19 protein-coding genes and 1 pseudogene are annotated in these 24525 nt (G+C 59.4%); 5 read left to right on the top strand and 15 right to left on the bottom strand.

The window, feature by feature from the left end:
• Positions 1 to 14: 14 nt before the first annotated feature.
• The 4 genes from JL015_RS03155 to JL015_RS03140 are packed head-to-tail and all read right to left on the bottom strand — an operon-like array spanning position 15 to position 5375.
• Positions 15 to 1754, bottom strand: coding sequence for an acetyl/propionyl/methylcrotonyl-CoA carboxylase subunit alpha (locus JL015_RS03155; protein ID WP_201017372.1), 1740 nt, complete (start codon positions 1752 to 1754; stop codon positions 15 to 17).
• A complete protein-coding gene (locus JL015_RS03150) occupies positions 1751 to 3355 on the bottom strand; it encodes a 5-oxoprolinase subunit B/C family protein (protein ID WP_201017371.1) in 1605 nt (534 codons plus the stop codon). The genes JL015_RS03155 and JL015_RS03150 overlap by 4 nt, the downstream gene beginning before the upstream one ends.
• Positions 3356 to 3363: 8 nt before the next feature.
• On the bottom strand, positions 3364 to 4122 hold the full coding sequence (locus tag JL015_RS03145; protein WP_201017370.1) for a LamB/YcsF family protein: 759 nt from the start codon (positions 4120 to 4122) through the stop codon (positions 3364 to 3366).
• 20 nt (positions 4123 to 4142) lie between these two features.
• Positions 4143 to 5375 (bottom strand): NRAMP family divalent metal transporter, encoded by a 1233-nt coding sequence (locus JL015_RS03140; protein WP_201000135.1) that lies wholly within the window; start codon positions 5373 to 5375, stop codon positions 4143 to 4145.
• Between the two features lie 318 nt (positions 5376 to 5693).
• Here JL015_RS03140 and JL015_RS03135 point away from each other — a divergent pair, with 318 nt between their 5' ends.
• Entirely contained in the window at positions 5694 to 6293 is a 600-nt protein-coding gene (locus JL015_RS03135; protein ID WP_236123913.1) for a GntR family transcriptional regulator, read from the top strand.
• 96 nt (positions 6294 to 6389) lie between these two features.
• On the opposite strand, the gene JL015_RS03130 is transcribed toward JL015_RS03135, so the two are convergent.
• The 9 genes from JL015_RS03130 to JL015_RS03090 form a co-directional block, all read right to left on the bottom strand.
• A complete protein-coding gene (locus JL015_RS03130; RefSeq protein WP_025261523.1) occupies positions 6390 to 6728 on the bottom strand; it encodes a GlpM family protein in 339 nt (112 codons plus the stop codon).
• A 19-nt stretch (positions 6729 to 6747) separates the two neighbouring features.
• Complete coding sequence (locus JL015_RS03125; protein ID WP_201017524.1) at positions 6748 to 8073, bottom strand: sigma-54-dependent transcriptional regulator; 1326 nt, start codon at positions 8071 to 8073, stop codon at positions 6748 to 6750.
• Positions 8074 to 8191: 118 nt separating this feature from the next.
• Positions 8192 to 10087: a sensor histidine kinase gene (locus JL015_RS03120; RefSeq protein ID WP_201017369.1), complete on the bottom strand. Its 1896-nt coding sequence runs from the start codon at positions 10085 to 10087 to the stop codon at positions 8192 to 8194.
• A 69-nt stretch (positions 10088 to 10156) separates the two neighbouring features.
• Positions 10157 to 10891 carry an amino acid ABC transporter ATP-binding protein gene (locus JL015_RS03115; RefSeq protein WP_025261520.1) on the bottom strand — a complete coding sequence of 245 codons (735 nt, stop codon included), beginning with the start codon at positions 10889 to 10891 and terminating at the stop codon, positions 10157 to 10159.
• Positions 10888 to 11556, bottom strand: a complete 669-nt coding sequence (locus JL015_RS03110) for an amino acid ABC transporter permease (RefSeq protein ID WP_201017523.1) — start codon at positions 11554 to 11556, stop codon at positions 10888 to 10890. Before JL015_RS03110 ends, JL015_RS03115 begins: the two co-directional genes overlap by 4 nt.
• On the bottom strand, positions 11553 to 12299 hold the full coding sequence (locus JL015_RS03105) for an amino acid ABC transporter permease (RefSeq protein WP_025261518.1): 747 nt from the start codon (positions 12297 to 12299) through the stop codon (positions 11553 to 11555). Before JL015_RS03105 ends, JL015_RS03110 begins: the two co-directional genes overlap by 4 nt.
• A gap of 192 nt (positions 12300 to 12491) precedes the next feature.
• Entirely contained in the window at positions 12492 to 13406 is a 915-nt protein-coding gene (locus JL015_RS03100; RefSeq protein ID WP_201017368.1) for a glutamate/aspartate ABC transporter substrate-binding protein, read from the bottom strand.
• A gap of 365 nt (positions 13407 to 13771) precedes the next feature.
• Positions 13772 to 15112: an aryl-sulfate sulfotransferase gene (locus JL015_RS03095; protein ID WP_201017367.1), complete on the bottom strand. Its 1341-nt coding sequence runs from the start codon at positions 15110 to 15112 to the stop codon at positions 13772 to 13774.
• A 26-nt stretch (positions 15113 to 15138) separates the two neighbouring features.
• The gene (locus JL015_RS03090; RefSeq protein ID WP_201017366.1) at positions 15139 to 17505 is read right to left on the bottom strand and encodes a TonB-dependent receptor; all 2367 of its coding nucleotides are present in this window, start codon (positions 17503 to 17505) and stop codon (positions 15139 to 15141) included.
• A gap of 173 nt (positions 17506 to 17678) precedes the next feature.
• Here JL015_RS03090 and JL015_RS03085 point away from each other — a divergent pair, with 173 nt between their 5' ends.
• The 3 genes from JL015_RS03085 (at position 17679) to JL015_RS03075 (ending at position 21431) form a co-directional block, all read left to right on the top strand.
• Positions 17679 to 18629 (top strand): LysR family transcriptional regulator, encoded by a 951-nt coding sequence (locus JL015_RS03085; protein WP_201000127.1) that lies wholly within the window; start codon positions 17679 to 17681, stop codon positions 18627 to 18629.
• A gap of 114 nt (positions 18630 to 18743) precedes the next feature.
• The gene (locus JL015_RS03080; RefSeq protein ID WP_201017365.1) at positions 18744 to 19808 is read left to right on the top strand and encodes an ABC transporter substrate-binding protein; all 1065 of its coding nucleotides are present in this window, start codon (positions 18744 to 18746) and stop codon (positions 19806 to 19808) included.
• Between the two features lie 18 nt (positions 19809 to 19826).
• The gene (locus JL015_RS03075) at positions 19827 to 21431 is read left to right on the top strand and encodes an alkaline phosphatase family protein (RefSeq protein WP_201017364.1); all 1605 of its coding nucleotides are present in this window, start codon (positions 19827 to 19829) and stop codon (positions 21429 to 21431) included.
• 38 nt (positions 21432 to 21469) lie between these two features.
• Here JL015_RS03075 and JL015_RS03070 read toward each other — a convergent pair whose 3' ends face one another.
• The gene (locus JL015_RS03070) at positions 21470 to 22375 is read right to left on the bottom strand and encodes a TauD/TfdA dioxygenase family protein (RefSeq protein WP_201017363.1); all 906 of its coding nucleotides are present in this window, start codon (positions 22373 to 22375) and stop codon (positions 21470 to 21472) included.
• A 147-nt stretch (positions 22376 to 22522) separates the two neighbouring features.
• Here JL015_RS03070 and JL015_RS03065 point away from each other — a divergent pair, with 147 nt between their 5' ends.
• Positions 22523 to 23431: a LysR family transcriptional regulator gene (locus JL015_RS03065; RefSeq protein ID WP_201017362.1), complete on the top strand. Its 909-nt coding sequence runs from the start codon at positions 22523 to 22525 to the stop codon at positions 23429 to 23431.
• 60 nt (positions 23432 to 23491) lie between these two features.
• Here JL015_RS03065 and JL015_RS03060 read toward each other — a convergent pair.
• A pseudogene (locus JL015_RS03060) lies at positions 23492 to 24459 on the bottom strand (ABC transporter substrate-binding protein).
• Positions 24460 to 24525 lie beyond the last annotated feature (66 nt).

The following is a 24525-nucleotide window of genomic DNA, read 5'->3' as shown; positions in this document are numbered from 1 at the left end:
GAAAAACTATTGAATCAGAGTGTTGTTTCTATACGGCCAATTCTGGACTTGGCTTCAAAGTAACTACCGGGCTGTTGGGTGATCTGCAATTGACCGGCACACGGCGCCAGAATCGAAGTTTCCATCTTCATCGCTTCCATCACCGCGATAACTTGCCCGGCCTGTACGGATTCGCCATCGGCGACGACCCAGGTATGCAGATTGCCTGCGACCGGAGTAACGACCGCTTGTGGGTCCTGTGCTTCGGCAGCCGCGACACTTTCTGTGCCGGGTGCTGCCGCGTTCAGGCTGACGCTACGCAGAAGTGCTGCTGGCAGGCCCAGTTCGTGACGCTTGCCGTCGATCTCGACGAAGGTGCGCAGCACGCCAGAGTCGGCCGGTGCGGCACTGCGCGGAGCGATGGTCACTTTTTCGGCGAAATCAGTCTCGATCCAGCGGGTATGCACAGCGAAAGTATCGGTGGCGGTGAAGTCGTCATGGTCCATCACTGCACGATGGAACGGCAGCACCGTCGCCACACCGTCCACGTTGAACTCGGCCAGGGCACGGCGGGCACGGCGAATGGCCTGCTCACGGGTGGCACCTGTGACGATCAGCTTGGCGATCATCGAGTCGAAGTTCGGCGACACTCGCGAGCCTTCGATCACGCCGGTGTCCAGCCTCACACCCGGACCGGACGGCGTCTGGAACCGCTCGATGAGGCCAGGCGTCGGCAGGAAACCATTGCCAGCGTCTTCGGCGTTGATGCGGAATTCAAAGCTGTGACCGCGAGGCGTCGGCGTGCCCTCGAACGACAGCGGCAGGCCTTCGGCAACCCGTAACTGCTCGATGACCAGATCGATACCGCTGGTTTCTTCGGTAACCGGATGCTCCACCTGCAAGCGGGTGTTGACCTCAAGGAACGACAAGGTGCCATCCGCGCTGAGCAGGAACTCCACCGTGCCTGCGCCGACATAACCGGCCTCGGCGCAGATGTCCCGTGCCGAATCGTGAATACGCTGGCGCAAGGCATCGTCGAGATAAGGTGCCGGCGCTTCTTCGATCAGTTTCTGATTGCGCCGTTGCAGCGAGCAGTCGCGAGTCCCTGCCACCACGACCCGGCCATGGCGATCAGCAATGATCTGCGCCTCGATATGCCGAGGGCGATCCAGGAAGCGCTCGACAAAGCATTCGCCACGACCGAATGCCGTGACGGCTTCACGTACTGCCGACTCGTACAGCTCACTGACTTCTTCAAGCTTCCAGGCCACTTTCAGGCCACGACCGCCACCGCCGAACGCGGCCTTGATGGCAATCGGCAAACCATGTTGCTCGGCAAAGGCGACCACTTCGCTGGCGTCGTTCACCGGGTCTTCGGTACCGGCTACCAGTGGTGCGCCGACCTTCAGGGCGATTTTTCGAGCCTGGACCTTGTCGCCCAGGGCATCGATGGTGCTCGGGTCCGGGCCGATCCAGGTCAGGCCTGCATCGATCACTGCACGGGCGAAGTCGGCACGTTCCGAAAGAAAGCCATAACCGGGGTGAACGGCGTCGGCACCGGCGCGAGCCGCGACCGCCAGCAGTTTCTCGATGTTCAGGTAGCTATCGGCAGGCCGCTCGCCGTTCAACGCATAGGCTTCGTCGGCCTGGCGCACATGCAACGCATCGATATCGGCATCGGCATACACCGCCACCGAAGCAATGCCATAGTCGCGGCAGGCACGGGCGATACGGACGGCAATCTCACCACGGTTGGCAATCAGAACCTTTTTCATTGCTTGTTTGTCTCGTCTGAAAGGGCAGGACGCACGGGCTCAAAGGCGCCCAGCGGTTTGAAGCGGATACGGGAATTGACCGGAATCTGACCGGCCAGGTCCAGGTGATAAGGCGCAACCACGCCGATAACCGGGTAGCCACCGGTCAGCGGGTGATCGGCCAGGAACAGCACCGGCTGGCCACTGGGCGGTACCTGAATGGCGCCGACGGTGGTGCCTTCGCTGGGCAACTCACCTTCGATGACACGTTCCAGTGCCTGATCGCCCGCCAGGCGAATGCCGATACGGTTCGACTGCGGCGTCACCTGCCAGGTCTGTTCAGCCAGCAAGGCCTGAGCTTCTGGCGTGAACCAGTCACTGCGCGGCCCCATGACCACATCCAGGGTGATGATCTGATCGGCGCGAGGCATGTCGAATGCCTGTTGCTCGGTCACCGATACCGCAGCCCCGCCCACTTTCTGCTGGAAGCCAAGACGGTCACCGGTCGCCAGCGGCGCAGGACCGACCTGAGCCAGGGTGTCGGTGGACAGGCTGCCCAGCACCGGCTCACGGGTGAAGCCGCCACGAATCGCCAGATAGTTGCGCAGCCCGGCAGTGGGTGCGTCGATGCTGACCCGATCACCGTCCTGCAAGGCGAAAGGCGTGTAGAGCGCCGGGCGCAGCAACTGGCCTTCAGCGGTACGCACTTCTATCGCGGCGGTGGCTCCTGTAATGGCGACCACGGACGGACCATGACTGATAAAGCTCAGGCCGCCCATGAGGATTTCCAGGCAGGCGCTTGCCGGATCGTTACCCACTGCACGGTTGGCGGCGCGCAACGATCCCCGGTCCATGGCGCCCGAGGCCGACACGCCTTGCCCGGCGCGGCCAGGACGGCCGAGATCCTGAAACAGGGTTTGCAGGCCGGGCGAAACGATTTCCAGAGCGCTCCCGGTGACGGGAGACGCTGCCGGACGGCTCGGCACAGACACCGAAACATTCTGGACGGGCAGGGGACCGGCATCGCGAAAACGCACGCGATAACCCGGTTGCAGCAATGCCGGTTCATCACGTTCCAGATCCCACATTTTCGACTCGGTCACGCCGATGATCTGCCAGCCGCCAGGGCTGGCCTGTGGATAGATCCCGCTGAAGCCGCCAGCCAGAGCCACGGCACCTGCTGGAATACGGGTGCGCGGCGTACTGCGACGCGGCACCACGAATTCGGCACCGCCGCTGAGGTAGGCAAAGCCCGGAGCAAAGCCGCAGAAGGCTACGTTGTAATCGCTGCCGGTATGGCGCCGGATCACTTCCTCGACACTGATATCCAGTTCACGGGCGACATCGGCCAGGTCTTCGCCGTTGTAATGCACGGCGATTTCGACCAGTTTGCCAGCTTCGCGAACCGAGCCGTGGACGTTGCGCGAAGCGATTCGCGCAGCCAGCGTCTCACGGCTGATGGCGCCGGGCCGAAAGTGTACGAGCACCGTACGTGCGGCAGGAATGATTTCCTGCACGCCGACGATAGGCTCCTGCTGTAGCGAGTCGAACAGGGCAAGTGTCTCGTCCAGATTCGCCAATTCAACCAGGAGCGCGTCCAGGCTGACCGGATAGAAACGCATGATCCACCTCAGGTAAATGTGCGGATGGTGACGCCTGCTTCAAGCAGGCTGTTTTTCAGGTTGCGGGCGATGGCGACCGCGTCCTGGTTGTCGCCGTGTACACAGATCGAATCTGCCTGCAGATTGATCAGGCTGCCGTTCTCGGCCTCGATGACGCCATCGCGTACCAGACGCAACATGCGCTGGGCGATCAGTTCGGGATCGTGCAGCACGGCACCCGGCTTCGAGCGTGACACCAGCGTGCCCTCGGCGGTATAGGCACGGTCGGCGAAGGCCTCGGCCACGCAGGACAAGCCGGCCTCCGTGGCCCAGCCGATCAGTGGCGAGTTGGCCAGGCACACCAGCTTCAACTGGGGATCGATGCGCAGCAATGCCTGGATGACCGCCGTCGCCTGACGCTGATTGCCGGCAATGGTGTTGTACAGCGCGCCATGGGGTTTGACGTAACTCACCCGAGTGCCGACGCTGCGGGCCAGGCCTTGCAGCGCGCCGATCTGATAGATCACATCGGCAGTCAACTGGTCGGAGGGGACGTCCATGTTGCGCCGCCCGAAGCCCACCAGGTCCGGGTAGGACACATGGGCTCCGATGGCAACGCCACGAGCGGCGGCAGCCTCCAGGGTCCGCAGAATCCCGGCCGGGTCACCGGCGTGAAAGCCGCAGGCGACGTTGGCGCTGCTGACGATTTCGAGAACCGCCTCATCGTCACCCATGCTCCATGCGCCGAAGCTTTCGCCCAGGTCGCTGTTCAGGTCAATTGCACGCATCTAAATTATCTCCTTTGAAATCAGGCCGCGCCGATGAACGCAAAGATGGCACCTGCCGACTTGTAGGCCATGAACCAGGACAGCAGACAGGTCAGCACGCCAAGCACCAGCAACCAGCGAGGGTAGTGATAGCCGTCCATCAGGTCGGAACGGCGCCAGCCCACGTACATGAAAATGCTCAGGCCCAGCGGCAGAATCAGGCCGTTGAAACCACCCGCGAATATCAGCAAGGCTGCTGGTGGTTTGCCCAACACCATATACACCGACAGCGTTATGACAATGAAACCGACGGTGGCCAGGTTGCGCACACGCTCGGTGATTCGTTTCGAGAACACGGTGGTGAAGGACATTGTCGTATAAGACGCACCAATCACACTGCTGATACCCGCGGCCCACAACACCAGACCGAACATCATCATGCCGATATCGCCTGCAGCAGCATGGAATGCCTGGGCAGCAGGGTTTGCGCCTTTGCCCGACACGTCGATCACGACACCGCTGGCGACGACGCCGAGGATAGCCAGAAACAGGATGTAACGGGCAACACCGGTGACCAGAATGCCAGTCAGTGCAGCCTTGGATACCGCTTCGATATTTTCCACACCCACAGTGCCGCGATCGAGCAGACGGTGAGCACCGGCATAAGTGATGTAACCCCCGACTGTGCCGCCGACGATGGTCGTGATGGAGGCGAAGTCGATCAGATCGGGCAATACCGTTTGACGCAGGGCTTCACCCAGCGGCGGATGGGTCGCAAAGGCGGCGAAAAGGATCAGGCCCACTTTCAGTAGCCCCAGCACGATCATGATGCGGTCCATGGCGACGCCCGCCCGATGGGACGAGAAGATCCCGATGGCGAGCAGCGCGCTCAACAAGCCTCCCCACTTGGGATCAAGGCCCGTCAAGGCGTTCAACCCAAGGCCCGCACCGGCAATGTTACCCAGCATGAACACCAGACCGCCGCATATCACCAGTACCGACAGCAGATACCCGCTCCCTGGAATGGCCGCGTTGGCCAGATCGGCTGCGCGCATTTTGGTCAGTGTCACGATTCGCCAGACATTCAACTGAACGACAAAGTCGATCAGGATCGAGGCCAGGATGCCGAAGGCAAACGCAGCGCCCAGAGTTGCGGTGAACGTAGCCGTCTGGGTCAGGAAGCCTGGCCCGATAGCTGACGTGGCCATCATGAAAATGGCGGCGATCAAAGATGCGCGCCGCGCTTTTGTAAACTCTTTGGTGGTCTGTGTCACGGCATGATTCCTACAGTGAGTGGTACCTTGCTTGAGCAATGAGCGTGCCAAGCTTCATTCAATAGCTCTGCGATGTAGGTATATCAAGGATATATTGTTGAACAATCATATCTTCTTGAGTGAGCGATTTGCACCATATTGTTACCCTTTCACTCAAGCACGCTACTTAATGAAGCACGCGACACGCTTATGCCTTGCCACGCACTAAGCTCTCAGGGAACATCTGCCGGTTTTTCTCATTCTGGATTTCTCATGAACGACGCTTCTCCCTCCCTTCCTCGCACGTTGGGAGAAACCATTACCCAGGAAATCCGCCGAATGCTGGTTGAAGGCGAACTGGTGCCCGGTCAACGCCTGTCCGAAGCAGCACTGGCCGAGAGCTTGCAGATTTCCCGTAATACCTTGAGAGAAGCGTTCAGGGTCCTGACCCGCGAAGGATTGCTCAAGCACGAACCCAATCGTGGAGTGACCGTTGCAGAGCCCGATATGGCGTCGATCATCGACATCTATCGCGTGCGCCGTTTTATCGAATGCAAGGCCATCGCCCAGGGTTTTCCGCTGCACCCCGGAGCATTGAAAATGCGTGAAGCGGTCGAGGCCGGGATGCGCGCCAGGGAAGTCAAGGACTGGGTGGCAGTCGGTACTGCCAACATGGTTTTCCACAAGGCCATTGTCGAACTGGCCGACAGCCCGCGGCTGGTGGTGTTCTACGGACAGATATCGGCGGAACTGCGACTGGCCTTCGGCCTGCTCGACGATCCCGAATTCCTGCACTTGCCTTATCTGGACATGAACGCCGCGATCCTGCGCTGCGTCGAGGAGGGGCGTGTAGAAGACGCGACGGCAATGCTCGAAACCTATCTGGTGCAATCGGAGCGCACCGTTCTGGCAGCCTACGAGCGCAGCATGAAGCGGTAGGATTCATCCGGGAAGCGCTATGGCTGACGATGAAGATGCGGTTAGTGTGCAGGTTTCTTCCCGAATGAATTCGGTCCTACGGATTTGTGCGGGGCATCACCCGTGAAACCGCACCCATAACGTTACCAGCACGCTGGCGGCGACCAGCCAGGCCAGTGCGGCCATTGCCAGCGATACTTCCAGCCGCCAGCGGTCCACCATCAGGTACAGGGCCGCCAGGTAAACGAAGTAGGGAATGATCGACCACATGCCGAACAGAATGGTGGTTTTCAGGTCATCCAGCGAGCGGCCCTTGCCGACGATGTAGTGAGCAATCAGCGCAAAGGTCGGGAACAGCGGCACCAGGCCTGCAATGTAATAATTGCGGGTCTTGGCCAGTGCAGCCAGGATCACGACAACAGCTGCGCCCAGAAGGGCCTTGAGTAGCAGATCCACGATTTCTTCCCGTACGGTTTCAGGCTTGCAGCCCGTATTTCTTGACCTTGTCGAACAGCGTGGTCTTGGCCATGCTCAGTTCCTGACTGGCCTGGCTGAGGTTGCCGCCGCTGCGTTGCAGGGCTTCGCGCAGCAGGCTGCGCTCGAAGGCTTCCACCGCTTCGGCAAAACCCAGGCTCTGGCTTTCGGCGTGGTCGGATTTCTTGAACACCGGCAACCCCAGCGCGTAACGCTCGGCCACGTTACGCAGCTCGCGAACGTTACCCGGCCAGTCGTGGCTCATCAAGGCAGACGCCGTTTGCCGGTCCAGTTGTGGCGGTTCGCGGTCGAAGCGCAGTGAAGACAACTGCAGGAAATGCTCGAACAGTTGCAGGATGTCTTCGCGCCGTTCGCGCAGGGGCGGTAGCTCCAGGGTCACGACATTGAGACGGTAATACAGGTCGCTACGGAACTGGTTGGCCTTGCTCAGCTCATTGAGATCGGATTTGGTCGCCGCGATGACCCGGCAATCCACCTCGACGTTCTGGTTGGAGCCCAGCCGTTCCAGGGTCCGCTCCTGCAAGACCCGCAACAGCTTGATCTGCAGATTGATCGGCATGCTTTCCACTTCATCGAGGAACAGCGTGCCGTTGTGTGCGTGTTCGATCTTGCCGATCCGGCGCTTGCCCGCACCCGTGAAGGCATTGGCCTCATGACCGAAGATTTCCGACTCGAACAGGCTCTCTGCCAGCCCGCCGCAGTTCAAGGCTACGAACTGATTCTTGGTGCGACGACTGAAGTCATGCAGGCAACGAGCGACCAGTTCCTTGCCGGTGCCGGTCTCTCCTTCGATCAGCACATTGGCCGAGGTGTCGGCAATGTTGGCGATCAAGGCCCGCAGGTTCTGCATGGCCGGCGAGCGGCCGATGATCTTGCCTTCCAGCGAGTTGCGTTCGGCCAGTTGCTTGCGCAGTGCCCAGACTTCCCGGGCCAGCCCACGCTGCTCCAGAGCGCGACGGGCGACATCCACCAGCCGCTCCGGCGAGAATGGTTTTTCCATGAAGTCATAGGCGCCGTCGCGCATGGCATTGACCGCCATGGAGATATCGCCATGGCCGGTAATCAGCACCACGGGCAGGCTGCTGTCGCGGGCCTTGAGACGGGTCAGCAATTCCAGTCCGTCGATACCCGGCAGGCGGATGTCACTGATGACGATTCCGGCAAAGTTGTCGCCGATGCGCTCCAGTGCCTCTTCGGCACTGGATACGCCTTCGCTGGTAATGTCTTCCAGCGCCAGCGCCTGTTGGCAGCCGAGCAGTACATGCGGATCGTCTTCGACGATGAGTACAGTCAGGTCGGTGTTCATTTTAGGATTACTCATGGTGAACGCTCAGGTCCTTTGAGGTGTTCGCGAATACCCACATCTGTAGGAGCGAATTCATTCGCGAAAGGCGCTATGAAGGTCGAAAGGCATATGGAAGACCTCATGAATCCGCCTCCACGTCCTTGACCAGCGGCAGCCACAACACGAAGGTTGTGCCGCCTGCCGGATACTCGGCACTCAGACTGCCACCTGCTGCTGCCGCGAGGCTGGCGGAAAGGGTCAGGCCCAGGCCCAGGCCCTGTTCACCGGGTTTGGTGGTGAAAAACGGTTCGAACAGATGCTTGCGGGCTTCGTCGTCGATGCCATGGCCGTTGTCGCGTACGAGCAAGCGATAGCGATCCTCGACCACTTCACCTGCAAGCCACAATTCGGGTTGTGGTTGGGCATGCATCGCATCCAGGGCATTACCGATCAGGTTGACCAGAATCTGCTCCAGTCGCGTCTGATCTATTCGCAGTTCGGCATCGATGAAGTCCTGATGCAGGTTCAGGCCAAAGTTTTCAAGACGGACGCTCAATAACTGCAAGGCTGCGTCCACCGCCTTGCTCAACTGCGCCTGGCCCTGATCGTTGCCGCGCCGGGCAAAGGCCCGCAGGCTGGCGGTTATGCGCCCCATGCGGTCCACCAGATCGTTGATGGTGCGCAGGTTGGTGCTGGCGGTATCCAGAGCACCGCGTTCGAGGAAGCGAACGGTATTGCCGGACAATGTGCGCAAGGCTGCCAGTGGCTGGTTCAGTTCATGGGCGATGCTGGTGGACATCTGACCGATGGCGGCAAGCTTGCCGGCCTGAACCAATTCATCCTGGGCCTTGCGCAGCGTGTCCTCGGCCTGTCGGCGCTCACGGATCTGCGCCTTGAGGCGTTCGTTGCTGGCGCGCAAGTGTTCGGTTCGTTCTGCGATCTTGCGTTCCAGTTCGTCGTTGGCGGCCTGCAGGGCCTCACGGGCCGCAAGCCGGGTGGAAATCACCTTGCGTCGCTCGTTCCAGGCAATCAGCAAAAAGGCCACCAGCGCACAGGCCACTGCGACCAGCATGCCCTGGCTGGCGGCTTCGCGGCGCAGGTCTTCGAGCGGGGTAAGCAGAGTCAGGTGCCAGGGCGTATCGCTCAGTTGCCGGGTCTGGGCCAGATAGCTGACTTGCGTGTGCTCCTTATCAACACTGACATTGGCGGGGAAGGTGAGCTTTTCAACACCTTCGGCCAGGGTTTCGCGTTCCAGTGGCACCAGTTCGTTCAGCGGCCACCAGTAATATTGCAGACTGCGCGCCAGACGTTCCTTGATGGTCGGGTTCAGTGGGCGCACCGACTTCAGACGTCGGGCCGGGTCGCTGGACAGGATGATGATGCCGTTTTCATCGCTGACAAAGGCCTCCATACGCGCCCGCTGCCAGCGTTCTTCCAACGCTTCCAGTCGAACCTTGATGACGGCGACGCCAATGATCCGGCCTCTTTCCTCCAGCCCGTGGGCCAGGTAATAACCGGATTCGCCCACGGTGGTGCCGATGCCGTAGAAGCGGCCGGGCAAGCCACGCACGGCATCCTGAAAATAGGCGCGGAACGACAGGTCTTCACCCTGATAGCTGTCAGCATCACGCCAGTTGCTGGTCGCCAGCACTCGTCCGGTGGTGTCCATGACGTAAATGGCACGGCTGCGACTGCGGCGGTTGAGGCCTTCAAGGTAACTGTTGACCTTGCCTTGCAGGTCGGGCGTCGGGTTTCTCAGCAGTTGTGAAACGCTGGACTCAAGCTCCAGGACGCTGGGCAGGTAGGTGTACTTGTTGATTTCACTTTCGACCGTACGGGCATGTAACTCCAGCTGGCGTTCGCCATTTTCGCTGAGGTTCTTGATGCCGTGGGTCTCGCTGAATAAATAAGCGATGTAGCCCAGGCCGATCATCAGCATGAGGATCAGCGGAGGCAGAAACAGTTGGCGTATCAGACGGGGTTTCACGGCGAGTGATGGCGGCGCAGCGCTATAGATATGAGGGTCGCATTTCATCACAGTCGTCCTGAGCCGAACAGCTACCCGTGCCCCGAGAAACGGAGCATGGGTAGCGAACGGTATTCCTTAGTGCTGGAGGATCTTGGCGAGGAATTGCTGAGCACGTTCGGAACGTGCGCTGACATCACCGAAAAACTCTTCCTTGGCGCAGTCTTCGACGATCTGCCCCTTGTCCATGAAGATCACGCGATTGGCCACTTTACGGGCGAAGCCCATTTCGTGGGTTACGCACATCATGGTCATGCCTTCGTGGGCCAGTTGAACCATCACGTCGAGCACTTCGTTGACCATTTCCGGGTCGAGGGCGGAGGTCGGTTCGTCGAACAGCATGACCACCGGGTCCATCGCCAGGGCGCGGGCAATCGCCACACGCTGCTGCTGACCACCGGAAAGCTGGCCCGGATGCTTGTGGGCGTGGGCGGAAAGGCCGACGCGATCCAGCAGCTTGAGACCTTTCTCGGTGGCTTCGGCCTTGCTGCGGCCCAGCACCTTGATCTGCGCGATGGTCAGGTTTTCCACGATGCTCAGGTGCGGGAACAGCTCGAAATGCTGGAACACCATGCCGACCCGCGAGCGGAGTTTCGGCAGGTCGGTCTTTGGATCGGAGATCGACGTGCCATCGACCACGATGTCGCCTTTCTGGAAAGGCTCCAGAGCGTTCACGCATTTGATCAGGGTCGATTTGCCGGAACCGGACGGACCGCAGACCACGACCACTTCACCCTTGCTGACCTCGGTGCTGCAATCGGTCAGTACCTGGAAGTCCCCATACCACTTGTTGACGTTCTTGATGGAAATCATATGGCAAACCTTTTTTGCAGACGCTTCACCAGCAACGAGGCGGCAAAGCTGATCGTGAAATACACCACACCGGCGATGATCAGGAACTCATTGGCGCGGCCGATAATGTCGCCACTGGCGCGCGAGGCATTGAGGAAATCCACCAGACCGACCGTGTAAACCAGAGACGTGTCCTGGAACAGAATGATGCTCTGTTGCAGCAACAGCGGAGTCATCTTGCGAAACGCCTGAGGCAGGATGATCAGGCGCATCATTTGCCCGTAGGTCATGCCCAGGGCCTTGGCGGCACCCATCTGACCCTTGGAGATGGACTGCACACCGGCACGCACGATTTCGCAGAAGTACGCGGCCTCGAACATCATGAACGCCACGACGCAAGAGGTGAATGCACCGATCGGCGTGTCTTCACCGGTGATCCAGCGCAGCACGAACGGCACCGCCAGGTAGAACCAGGTGATGACCAGCAGCAGCGGGATCGAACGGAAGTAGTTCACGTACGCACCGGCCACATTGGCCAGCAGCTTGTTCGATGACAGGCGCATCAAGGCCAGGATGGTACCGATGACGAGACCGCCGACGATGCCCAGGGCCATCAGTTGCAGGGTCATGACCATGCCGTTCCACAGGCCCGGAATGGCTGGAATGATTCCACTGAAGTCCATTATTTACCCCCCAGGGAAATCAGGCCCGGCACTGCGACTTTCTTCTCGATCAGACGCATCAGCAACATCAGGCTCATGTTCAGGGTGAAGTAGATCAGTGTCGCCAGAGTGAACGCTTCAAACAGGTTCGCGGAGAACTCGGCGGTCTGCTTGGTTTGTGCCAGCAGTTCCATCAGACCGATCAGCGACGCCACCGACGAGTTCTTGAACACGTTCAGGAATTCGGAGGTAAGTGGCGGAATGATGATCCGGTAAGCCTGTGGAAGCAGCACGTTCCAGTAGATCTGCGGCAGTTTGAAACCCATGGCGCGGGCCGCGGACTCCTGGCCTTTTGGCAGGGCCTCGATACCGGTACGCACTTGTTCACAAACCCGTGCAGCGGTGAACAGACCCAGGCAGACCACGACGCTCAGGAATGCTGAAGTAGTCGGGTTGAGGTCTTGCTTGTACCACTCCTGCAGGTTTTCAGGCAGCAGGTCGGGCACCAGGAAGTACCAGATGAACAGCTGCACCAGCAGTGGCACATTACGGAAGATTTCCACGTAGATCGTGGCGATGCCAGCCACCAGACGGCTTGGCACAGTACGCATGACACCGAGTATGGAACCCAGTATCAAGGCGATGATCCAGGCGGCAACGGCAATGGCGATGGTCCAGCCCAGACCGGAAATGAACCAGTCCAGATAGGTTTCGCTGCCGACACCGGTGGACTTGAAGAATACGCCCCAGTCCCAGTTGTAATTCATCAGGGTCTCCCCCTCTTGTTGTCGAAATGCACGCACCCGTCTCGCATGAATCCGTTCGAGCCCTTATGCACACCAGACCCGCCTTCAGACTCCGTCCTGGCGTTTATTGTCTGGGTACAGTGAGTGATGAGCGGTTTTCCGAACGGGCCGCAGCCTGTTCGGAAAACCGTGAGTTCACGGTGTGTCGGTTACTCAGGCTTTCTTGGCTTCAGCAGCTTTGTCGTTCGGTTCGGCGATCAGCTTTTTCAGCTCTTCGCTCATCGGGAACTGCAGGTTCAGGCCTTTTGGCGGGATTGGCGACTGGAACCACTTGTTGTAGATGGTGTTGATTTCACCGGATTTGTAAGTGGCAACGATGGCGTCATCGACAGCTTTCTTGAACGGCGCGTCGCCTTTGCGAACCATGCAGCCGTAGATTTCATAGGATTGCGCGGTGCCCGTCACAGCCCAGTCGGTCGGCTTCTTGGCCTTGGCCATTTCGCCTGCCAGCAGTGCGTCGTCCATCATGAAGGCGACGGCACGGCCCGATTCCAGCATCTGGAAGGATTCACCGTGGTCCTTGGCGGAGATCACGTTCATGCCCATCTGCTTGTCAGCATTCATCGCTTTGAGGATGCGCTCGGACGTGGTGCCGGCGGTGGTCACGACGTTCTTGCCTTTCAGGTCGTCGAAGTCCTTGTAGGACGAGTCAACCTTGGACAGCAGGCGAGTACCGATCTCGAAGATACCGACCGAGAAGTCCACTTGCTGCTGGCGCTCTACGTTGTTGGTGGTGGAGCCGCATTCCACGTCAACGGTGCCGTTCTGTACCAGCGGGATACGGGTCTGGGACGTGACCAGGTTGTACTTGACCTTCAGGTCCGGAATGTCGAGTTCTTTCTTGATCGCTTCAACGATTTTCAGCTGGATATCGTGGGAGTAGCCAACCGGGATGCCGGAAGCATCGGCAATGTAGGAAAACGGGATGGAGGCGTCACGGTGACCGAGGGTGATGGTGCCCGATTCTTTGATCTTCTTCAGTGTGCCGGTCAATTCTGCTGCGAAAACTGGAGTGCTGATCAGAGTGGCGGCGATTGCTGCGCCCAACAGTTGGGGAACGATACGCATCGATGAATCCTCGAATTCGTTTTTATTAAGAGGGCTGCCAGTAGCAGGCCCGATTTCTCAGTGAATGCTTCAACGGCGTCCGAGCCAGACACACGCGACAGTCGAAGCTATCGACAAAAAGTGTAGAGCATGAGTCGTGCCAAGGATCTTTCGTGTATCCAAATATTTGATTTTATTAGGTTTAATTGTATTTTTTGTTGCGCGGTCGAGCTGCGGGCGTCCGGGTTTCCGAACTGAGGGTGATGGCCTGTTCGGAAAACCGAATAGGACGGATGGACGTGTCAAAGCGCAGCAGAAATGAAAAACCGTTGCAGCGATGCAACGGTTTCAGGGGACGCAGACATTAACGTCTGCCGGAGCAGGAATCAGCGGCTGCTATCGGCTGTTTTCAGTGTGTTGCCCGCGGGTACAACGGCGACCTCGGAGCGGGGTGTGCCGTCCGGGACCCAGTTGTAATTGACGGGCAGGGCGCGGTAAACCCAATTGCTGATGGCGTCGCCTGACGGAGCCTTGCCGTTGTAGGGGCTGACATACTCCCAGACGATTTCTCCCTCGCGGGTTACCTGAAAGAAGCGACCGTTCATGCCTTCATCGATCAGGGTATTGCCATTGGGCAAGCGGCGGGCACTGCTGATGAACGAGCTGTAGAACGCCCAGCCAGGCTGTCTTGAGTTGGCGGCAGTGTATTGCCAGACCACTTGCCGGGTAATCGGATCGATTTCCAGAACGCGGGAGCCGCTGTTCAGCCCCAGAGGTGCCGAGGGGTAACCCGCACTGCCCTGATTATCGAAGACCAGCACGTTGCCTGCGCCGGGTAATCCGGCGGCGATGATGTGCGCGTCATGCTGACCGACAAACTGATCGACGGGGCGTGGCACTTGCAGTGCTGTCTTGCGATCGATGGCGGGCAGGTTGGGGCCAAGATGCCAGACAACCTTGCCGCTGGCCTTGTCGATGATTGCGATGAAGTTGGCGTTACGTGAATCCACCACCAGATTGTCCGGGTGGAAACGCTTATCGCCAGCGTCGAACCATTTGTTGGGGCCGACGACGCTCAGGTTGTTGATGTGCAGATAGTCAGGGTTGTCGGTGGCATGCACCAGCTTCAGTTGTTCGACGGTAAAACCGAACTCTTTCAGATGCTCGCTCGCCAGCCATTGCCATTTCACTTCGCCAGCAGGCGAGACTTCATAGATGACGTCATCGATCACTTGCGGCACCTTGAAGCCTGCGACCTTGTGTACTTTGTTGGCCAGCACCAGCGTATTGCCATTGCTCAACCTGCGTTGGTCATGATGCTGTTGAGCGGCCCCGCCCGGTGCCTTGTCGCCCCATTGCCAGACGACCTGACCGTTCCAGTCCAGTTCGCCGATGCTTTGATTGCTCAGGCCATTGCCTGCCGCACCGAGCTTGCCCGGATCTTTCTCCGAGAGTTGCAGCAGCACGCGCCCACGTTCGCCACCGACCAGTTGCGGGTCGATGATTGCGGAGGGAAAGCCCTTGTGGGGCCAGCGTTTTACCTCATTGCCATTCATGTCGATCAAGTGGGTCTGCTTGTCGGCACCCGAAAAGACCACATACTGGTTGTACGCCTTGGCGGGATCGTAAAGGGTCACGCCCGTTGGGTAGACACTCGGGGCCGCCTGGGCCGTGAGCGCGAATGCGGACACAGCCCCTGCCAGCCAGGCAGCTTTTGAAAAAGTCATGGTTTTACTCCAGTCAGTCCGGCCAGTCAGAAGTCGTAACGAGCAGTCATGCCCAGCGTGCGCGGCGTACCCAGCAAGCCGCCGTAGCCGCCGTTGGGTTCACTCCACAAGGTCGTGTAATAGGTCTTGTCGAAAGCGTTCTTCAGCCACAGCGAGACGTCCCACTGACCTTGGCCGAGATCTCCGCGCAAGCCGGTGCTGAGGTTGACGACGGCGTAGCTCGGGATCTGCGCGTAATCGGAGTCTTCAACAGTGCCCACGGCCTTGGAGCGGAATGCATAGCTGGCCGTGACGTACTCTTGCAGACCGTTATCCAGATCCCACTTGTACTCGCCATTGACGTTGGCGATGTATTTGGAGGCTCCGACCACCTGATGACCGCTCAGGTCGCACGAAGCGGGCGCGCCGGCCTGCAGGCTGACTTCGGGTGGGCAAGGCGCATCTTTATAAGAGGTGTAACGCACGTCGTTGTAAGAGCCATTGACGTTCAGCGTCAGCCCGCGAATCGGCAGAATGGTGCTTTCCAGTTCCAGACCGCGAGAGCGCACGGTGCCGGCGTTGGTCAGGTATTGCACGCGGTTGGCGTTGTCATAGGCGTTGGTCTGGTAGCCGTTGACCTGGGTCCAGAACAGGTTGGCGTTGAGTTGCAGGCGACGATCCCAGAGCGTGCTTTTCAGGCCCAGCTCTGCGTTGTTGGCGCGCTCGGTGCCGATCAGCAGCGAGTCTGCACCGGCTGTTGGGGCCGTACCGACCGCCAGGTTGACCCCGCCGGATTTCTCACCGTGGGAGAGCGTGGCGTAGCCCAGCAGATCGTCGGTGAAGTGGTAACTCAGGTTGAGCATGCCCGAAGGGCTGGCGGTGTACTGGTTCAGGTCGCCCGACTCGTAGGCACCTGTGCGGGCATTGCGTGCGGTGAGGGCCGCGCCGGTAACAGTGGCACCGCCTTGCGGAGCATCGCGTTGCACCCAGGCATTCTTCTCTTCATAAGTGCCGCGAACACCGGCAGTGAAATCCAGTTTCGGCGTGAGGTGCCAGGTGCCCTGGGCGAAGAGGGCAAAGCTGTTGGTTTCGATATGGCCTTTGCCCAGGCTGTTGACGTTGGCCAGTGCGCCGGTGGCGGTGCCGTTCCAGATATCGGCCTGCGGGCCATAGTTGGTGAACGACTTGTTATCCAGATCGGAGCCGAAATAGTACGCACCGACTACGTAATCGAAAAAGCCGCCGCCAGGGGACGCCAGGCGAAATTCCTGGGACCACTGTTTATCTTCCACCGATACGCCGCCGTTGTAGGAGGCCGATGCATTGAGGCCGTCATCGTTGCGCGGCGTGAAATTCCACCAGCGATAGGAACTCACGGAGGTCAGGGTGAAATCGTTGGCCAGCTTCCAGTTGGCTTCCAGCGAGGTGCCCCCTTGATGCACGGTCACGCGCTGGTCGCTGTTGAGGTTGACCTTGCGGTGCGAGCCATCCACCAGCGTGGCACCCGCTGCGGCAGCGCGGCTTTCGTAGCGGTTGACGCCGTTGATGGTCGGTCCGGTGCTGAACAGCGCACGGGTTCCGGCGCTGGAGCTTTCCTCGTTGTAGTCGGCAATCCAGCGCAGGCTGAAGTCTTCGTTGGGCTTGAACAGCAGTTGTCCACGGAAGCCTTCGCGTGAGCCGCCACCGAGTTTGTTACCGTCGAAGACGTTATCCAGATCGCCGTCGCTGCGGCTGCGATAAGCGGAGAAGCGACCGGCCAACTGATCGTTGAGCGGGCCGGAAATCGTGCCCTTGGTCTGGAAGTAGCCACTCTCGCCAATGGACGTTTCGATGCTGCGTTCCGGGGTAAAACCGGGCGCACGGGTATTGATGTTCAGGACCCCGGCCGTGGTGTTCTTGCCGAACAGCGTCCCTTGCGGGCCGCGCAGCACTTCCAGTTGCTCGATGTCCATGAGGTCGAACACCGCCATGCCGGGCCGCCCGAGATAAACGTTGTCGATGTACAAGCCAACGCTGCCTTCCAGCCCGTCGCTGGCCGGGTTATTGCCAAGCCCGCGGATCGACACGCTCGACTGCCGGGCATGCATGTAGGCCACGTTCAGGCTCGGCACCAGTTGTTGCAGGTCCTGGATCTGATAGATCCGCTGGCTTTCCAGCGAGGCACCGTCCAGCACGCTGATCGGAGTGGGCACGTTCTGCGAACTTTCCTCGCGGCGGCGGGTGGTGACGGTTACGGTCTTGAGCCGTGTGTCATCCGCGGTAGCACCGCTGTCGGATCTGGCAGCGCTTGTTGTCGACGGGGTTTCAGCCGCGTGGGCAAGCGAAAAGCCTGCGCAGCCCGCCAGCAACAGGGCGAGCGGCAAACGCTTGAGTCGTCCGGCGGCGATCGGGGGGGCGGATTGTTGATCATTCATGTCGCGGCTCCTGTGATGCAATGCCAAGGTCGGTTATTCCTCTTGCACTACTAATATTCTTTTTAGTTATTTGAATATGTATTTATAAGGTTTTACTGAATAAGAGATTGCCTTTATAAGGAGTGCTACCGAGGCAGAGCAAATGCATTTGCCCGATACTTTTTATGTGAAAAATGCATATCGACCTTCGCCAACTCCGTCACCTGATTGCTCTGGCCGAGCATCGAAGCTTTGTCGCCGCTGCTGTGGCGGTGAACCTGTCGCAATCCGCTTTCAGTCGCAGCATCCAGGCGCTGGAGCACAGCGTCGGCTGCCAGTTGATTGATCGGGTCAGCAAGGACCTGACGCCGACCCAGCAAGGGCAGGTGGTGCTTGAGCACGCGCGGCGTCTGGTCAGTGGTGCCAGGCAACTGACCAGCGAGATCAGCCAGTTCAATGCGCTGGAAGCGGGCGAACTGCGTTTCGGTTGTGGGCCGGCGCCAGCGTCAGGTCTAGTGCCCCGTGCGATAGGCAGCTTCATCAGCCGCCTGCCCAAGGCACGGGTTCATTTTCAGGTGGACGACTGGCAGAGCCTGGGCAAGCGTTTGCTCAATGAAGAGTTCGAGTTCTTCGTGGCCGATACCCGGCAATTCGAGGCAGACCCTTCCTATGTCACGCACAAGCTGCGGCCGCGCAAATGGCATTTCTGCTGTCGCGCCGGGCATCCGCTGGCGCAGCGCGAGACGATTACCGCCAGCGAATTGCTGAGCTTCCCGCTGGCCGCGACCCTGCGGCCACCGAACCTGCGCAAGGTGATGGCCGACCTGAGCGGCCAACCGGACTTCGCGCCTAACGTCGAGTGCGAGAACACGTTCAGCCTGCTCGCCGTGGTGATGAGTTCTAACGCAATCGGTATCAGTGGCTCTTACAGCGATGCGCTGTACTACGCACGGCAGGAGCTGGTGCGTTTGCGTATCGAAGGTCTGGATGACCAATGTGAAGAGTTGTTCACGCGCTATGGCATCGTCAGTCGGGCCGGTTATCGATTGTCGCCTCTGGCGCAGGAGATGATCGAAGAGATCAAGAAGGTCGATCAGGCAGAGGACGCGGCCCACGAATCGTTGCTGACCAATCTGGCGGTGTGATGCCGCCTTGGTATGCAGGCCTTGCATATGAACTATTCAACAAATGCACTTGCTGAATACCCGCCCGGATCGCGAAATAACCGCTATTAGCCTGCACATCAACGGACCGACCCCATGAGCAAATCCATACGACAACTTTTCAAGCCCCTGCTGGGAATGCTTCTCGCCGGCCTTATCGGCAATGCCCAGGCCAGCGATGAGGCAGTGACCATCCGCATCGGCTCACCGGATCAAGGCGCCGGGAGTTTGCCATTCGTGCAAGGTGTGGTGGGGCTTGCGCACATCCATCAGCAGCTTGAGCAGGAATTTGCAGCGTCCGGGGTGAAGGTGCAGTGGCATTTCTTCAAGGGGGCAGGGCCTGCGGTCAACGAAGCTTTTGCCAACCAGCAACTGGACTTCGCCTGGCTGGGCGATCTGGCTGCAATCATCGGTCGCTCCAGCGGTTTGCAGACTCGCCTGCTGCTGGGCGCACGTGGCGCCAACATGTATCTGGCGGTGACGCCGCAATCGGGTATTACCCGGCTGACCGACCTCAAGGGCAAGCGCGTGGCGGCCTATCGTGGCACGGCAGACCAGCTTTCATTTGCCAAGGCACTGGAAAGCGAGGGCCTGAAAGAGCGCGACCTGCAAATCATCAGCCTCGACTGGGCCGCCGCCCGCGCGGCACTGGCCAGCGGGCAGATCGATGCGACCTGGTCGGGCATGGGTGTCCTGGGGCTTGAGAGCAAGGGCATTCTGTTTCCGGTGAGCACCAAGCAGCTTTCCCGTCAGTCCACCACTCAGGCTGGGCTTGTCGGCAGCCAGGCCTTTATCGACAAGCATCCGGAATTGACCCAGCGCCTGATCAATGTGCTGGTCAAGAACGCCGTGTGGCTGAGTGATGTGCAGAACCTGCCGGCCTATAGCGCGTTGATGGGGGAAAGAAGTTCAACGCCAGCGGCCTTGTTCGAGCGGGAATTGAAAGGCGATGACCTGAAATTCCGCAACTCGCCGCGGCTGGACCCGTTCCTGAAAACCACCCTGCAAAACAGCGTCGATCAGGCCAAGACCCTTGGCCTGATCCGTCGCACTTTCGCGGTGGATGAATGGGCCGAGCCACGTTTCGTCGACAGTGCCCTGCAACAACAGAAACTGACAGATTTCTGGCCGGTATTCGATGCCGCTGGCAATGCACTCTGACCTGACAGGTAATCTCCCATGACTGCAATCAAGAACGTGCTGTACATCATGTGCGACCAACTGCGCCGTGATTATCTGTCGTGCTATGGCCACCCGCATCTGCACACCCCGAATATTGACCGTCTGGCACAAGCTGGCGTGCGCTTCGCCCGGGCTTACACCCAAGGCACCATTTGTGGACCTTCGCGAATGTCGGCCTACACGGGCCGTTACGTCAGCAGCCATCAGGTGGCCTGGAACTCCGTGCCCTTGCCTCTGGATGAACTCACCATCGGCGACTACCTGCGCCCGGCCGGGATTCGCACGGCGCTGGTGGGCAAGACCCACGCCACGCCCAATCTGGACGCCCAGCAACGCCTGGCTCTGGAACCTGACAGCGAGCAGGCCGAGAACCTCAACGAAGTAGGGTTTGAAGCTTTTTTCCGCCACGACGGCATCTACCCGGACGATCCGGTTTTTGCCGACAAGCGTGAAAGTGCGCCTTACACCCATTACCTGCGCAATCTGGGCTTTGATGGGGTCAATCCCTGGCATGACTGGGCCAACGCCGCTGAAGGCGAAAATGGCGAAATCCTCAGTGGCTGGAAAATGCGCCATTCGCACTTGCCGGCCCGTATCGAAGAGCAGCATTCGGAAACCGTTTACACCACCGACCGCGCCATCGACTTCATGACGGAGCAGGGCGAGCAACCCTGGTGCCTGCATCTTTCATACATCAAGCCGCATTGGCCTTACATCGCCCCGGCGCCTTATCACGCGCTGTACGGCAAAGAGCATGTGATTGCGCCGATACGCGCCGAAGCGGGCAAGGAGAGCGACCATCCGGTTTACGCGGCATTCCGCGAGCATCAGGAAAGCCGTAATTTTTCCCGTGAAGAAGTGCGCCTGAATGTTATCCCGACCTACATGGGGCTGGTGAAGCAGGTGGACGATCAGCTCGGGCGGCTGTTCGATGTGATGCAGAGCAATGGGCGTTGGGACGACACGCTGATCGTCTTCACCAGCGACCATGGTGACTTCCTTGGTGATCACTATCTGGGCGAGAAAGAGTTTCTGCTTGAACCCGCCGTGGGCGTGCCGCTGATCGTGCGCGATCCGCGTCCGGCAGCCGACGTGACCCGTGGCAGTGTCGATGAGCGACTGGTGGAAACCATCGATGCCTTGCCGACCTTTCTGGAAGCTCTGGGCTTGCCCGGTGCCGGGCATCGTCTTGAAGGCCGGTCGCTGATTCCGCTGCTGCATGGCCAGCAACCGCAATGGCGCCAGTTCGCTATTTCCGAATACGACTATGCGTTCCAGGCACCTGCCCGTGAGCGTTTGGGACAACCTATCGATCGTTGCCGGATGTACATGGTGCGCAGCGAGCGCTTCAAGTACCTGGCCTATGACGGTTTCCGCGCTCAGTTGTTCGATCTGGAAAACGATCCTCAGGAACTCAACGATCTGGGTGCCGATCCGGCGTTCGCCCAGGTGCGCGAGCAACACCAGAGCTACCTGTTCGACTGGTTACGGGGCTTGAAACGGCGCACGACGATCAGTAACGAGGAAATCGATCAGCGTGGGCAACGATTCCGTTATGGCGAGCTGGAAGATGACGCGATGGTACAGATCGGCGTCTGGTGAAACATCGCGGGCGTGAGAGCGCCCGCGAACGTTTCAGGTCAGGCACCTTTGATGGTGACGCTTTTTTGCCCGGCGACACCCACCGGGACTTCGCCCTGCAAGGTCACGCGACGCACGATGCGTTCCTGCTGGCCGTAGTCGTCCACGGCATAGTGCTGGGTGGAGCGGTTGTCCCAGATGGCAACATCTCCTGCCGTCCAGCGCCAGCGCACGGTGTTTTCCAGGCGAGTGACATGGCTCTGCAACAGACCGAAGAGATGGGCCGAGTCGCTTGCCGAATAGCCCTTGATGCGTTTGACGAAATGGCCGAGCAGCAGGCTTCTTTCACCACTCACCGGATGCACTCGTACCACCGGATGCTCGGTTTCATAGACGGTGGAAGCAAAGACCTTGCGGTAGTTATCAAGCTTTTCCGAGGTCACGCCGGGCCGGATGCCCGCGTAGTCATATTCGTTGCTGTGCAAGGCCCAGAGTTTGTCGGCCAGTTCGCGTATCTCCGGCGAAAGATCGTTATAGGCCGCAGCAGTATTGGCCCACACGGTATCGCCACCGGAAGCCGGTGCGATGACCGAGCGCAGGATCGAGGCCTTGGGGTAAGCGTCCACAAAAGTGACATCCGTGTGCCAGGAGTTGGCGCGCTGGCCATCGGCACCACTCAATTGCATCAGGTAGCGGGTCCCGTCACGCACCGGAACCGTCGGGTGTGCAATGGGTTCACCCAGCAGCTTGGCAAAGGCTTCCTGACTCTGATCGTCCAGGTGAGTCTGGCCGCGAAAGAACAGCACTTTGTATTGCACCAGTGCGGCCTGGATGGCGTCCACGGTGGCGGCATCCAGATCAGCGCTCAAGGCGACGCCATTGATCTGTGCGCCGATACGGCCTGCAATCGGTTGAATATCCAGCGTCAGGGGGTTGGGTTGGGTAGCAAGTGCTGCCTGGCTCATGGCAAATCCTCTTTATCTATGGTTAGAACCAAAAGGTCTATCCGGTATTTATTTTGTTCGTTGACGGCATAAGAGCTTGCATTTAAAACCTCAACCCATTCGTCAGGCCAATACCTTTGGCCTCATTTTCAAATGCCTGGAATGCATATGGATCTGCGTCAATTACGCTACTTCATCGCGCTGAACGAACACCGCAGTTTCGTGCGCGCAGCAGACGCCATGGGGATTACCCAACCGGCGTTCAGCCGCAGTATTCAAGGCCTGGAGCAAGAGTTCGGGTGTGTGCTGGTGGAGCGCGCCAACAAGGATCTGCGACCGACGCCTGAAGGCCATGTGGTGTTGCAACATGCGTTGCGACTGGTACAAGGCGCTGCATTGCTGAGCAGCGAAGTGGCGCAGATGACCAAGCTCGATGCCGGTGAAATACGCTTTGGCTCTGGACCTGCGCCAGCCATGCGCCTGATTCCCGAAGCCATGTCTCGCTTCATCGAGGCCCACCCCAAAGTGCGGGCTTATCTGGAAGTGAACAACTGGGAAAAACTGGCCCGCAGCCTGGCTCGGGAAGAGATCGAATTCTTCGTGGCCGACACCCGCCAGTTCGAGTCAGACCCGAACTTCCAGACCCGGCCCCTGAAAGCGCGGCGCGGCATGTTCTTTTGCCGGGCAGGGCACCCGCTGCTGAGCAAGGAAAGCCTGTCCACCAATGACATGTTCGATTACCCGTTGGGCGCGACACTGATCCCGCCGGGCATCCGTAAAGGGCTCGCCAACCTCAGTGGCCGCTCCGACTTCACCCTGCATATCGAAACCGCCCATTTCCCGGCCCTGATGAAAATCGTGCAAAGCTCCAACGTCATCGGCATCGGCCCGCAAGAAGCACTGGAGCACGACATCGCCAACGGCACCCTGGCTCGCCTGCACTGGCGCAACCTGCCCGACGAACTCGACAGCCTGAGCGCCCGCTACGGCATCGTCAGCCGTGCAGGCTTCAGACTGTCACCGGCGGCGCGGGCGATGATCGAGGTGATTGTTGAGGTGGATGAAGACAATGAGTGACCCCATCTGTGTGGGAGCGAATTTATTCGCGAATATCGGCCTTCGCGAATGAATTCGCTCCTACTGTACCCACTCACTCACCTTGAAAGGCTTGCGGATCAACCGTTCTCTGGCGGCGATATCCACGGAGGATTGCAAGGCGGCGAGGAATTGCGGGTCGAGTTGTGAGGGGAAGATGTCAGCCATTTTTTCCGTGCGCAGGTCTTTTTCCAGTATGGCTGCCGGGTAGCTCGCATAGTTGGAAACCAGATCGATATAGGCCTCTCGTCGGTCAGCCAGCGGGTGGCCTGTTCCTGGGCCTTGAGCAGACGAGCCACGGCTTCGGGGTGGGCGTCGACGAAGGCTCCGTCAGCGACCAGTACGCCCTGAATATTGCCCGCGCCGCCCAGGTCCCTGGAGCTTAGAGGCAGTTCTGCCAGGCCCTTGGCTTCAAGAGCGGTCAGGCCCGAGAGTGCCCAGGTGGCGTCGATCTGTTTGGCGGCCAGGGCTGCCAGTGCGGCATTGAAGTCCAGGTTGATGACTTTCAGGTCTTTCTCGCTAAGGCCCTGGCTGGCCAGCGCGGTATCGAAGGACAACTGGCTGGCCGTGCCGCGAAATACAGAAACCCGTTTGCCCTTGAGATCCTGCAAGGTCTTGATGCCCGAGCCTGGCACCACCGCCAGATAATGCTTGATGCCGCGAGCGGCGGCGCTGAGCAGGCGGGTATCGAGCCCGTTGGATTTGCCGATGATGGCTGCCAGATCACCCAGATAGGCCAGGTCCACCTGTTTGTTGGCGAACGCTTCATTGATGACCGGGCCTGCGCCCTTGAAGAACACCCACTGAATCTTGATGCCTTCATCGGCAAAGGCCTTTTCGTAAATCTGCTGGCTGCGCAGCACATCGACTATGCCGCCTCCGCTGTTTCCGGCTCCGGCGCTGAGGTCCGGCACGGCGATGCGGATCTCCTTGAGATCGGCGGCATGGCTGGCGATGGAGGTCAGGGCAAGGGCGCATCCGAAGGCCAGGGATTTGAAGATCTTTTTCATGGGCTGTCCTGATTGTTCGCGGAGAACGCCTAATAGACACAGCTTTGGATCAGTCCAGAAATAATA

This window comes from Pseudomonas cichorii, from assembly GCF_015471405.1.
Taxonomy (GTDB): Bacteria; Pseudomonadota; Gammaproteobacteria; order Pseudomonadales; family Pseudomonadaceae; genus Aquipseudomonas; species Aquipseudomonas serbiensis.
The sequence above is the reverse complement of the archived record's forward strand: the minus strand, read 5'-3'. Positions and strand labels throughout refer to the sequence as shown.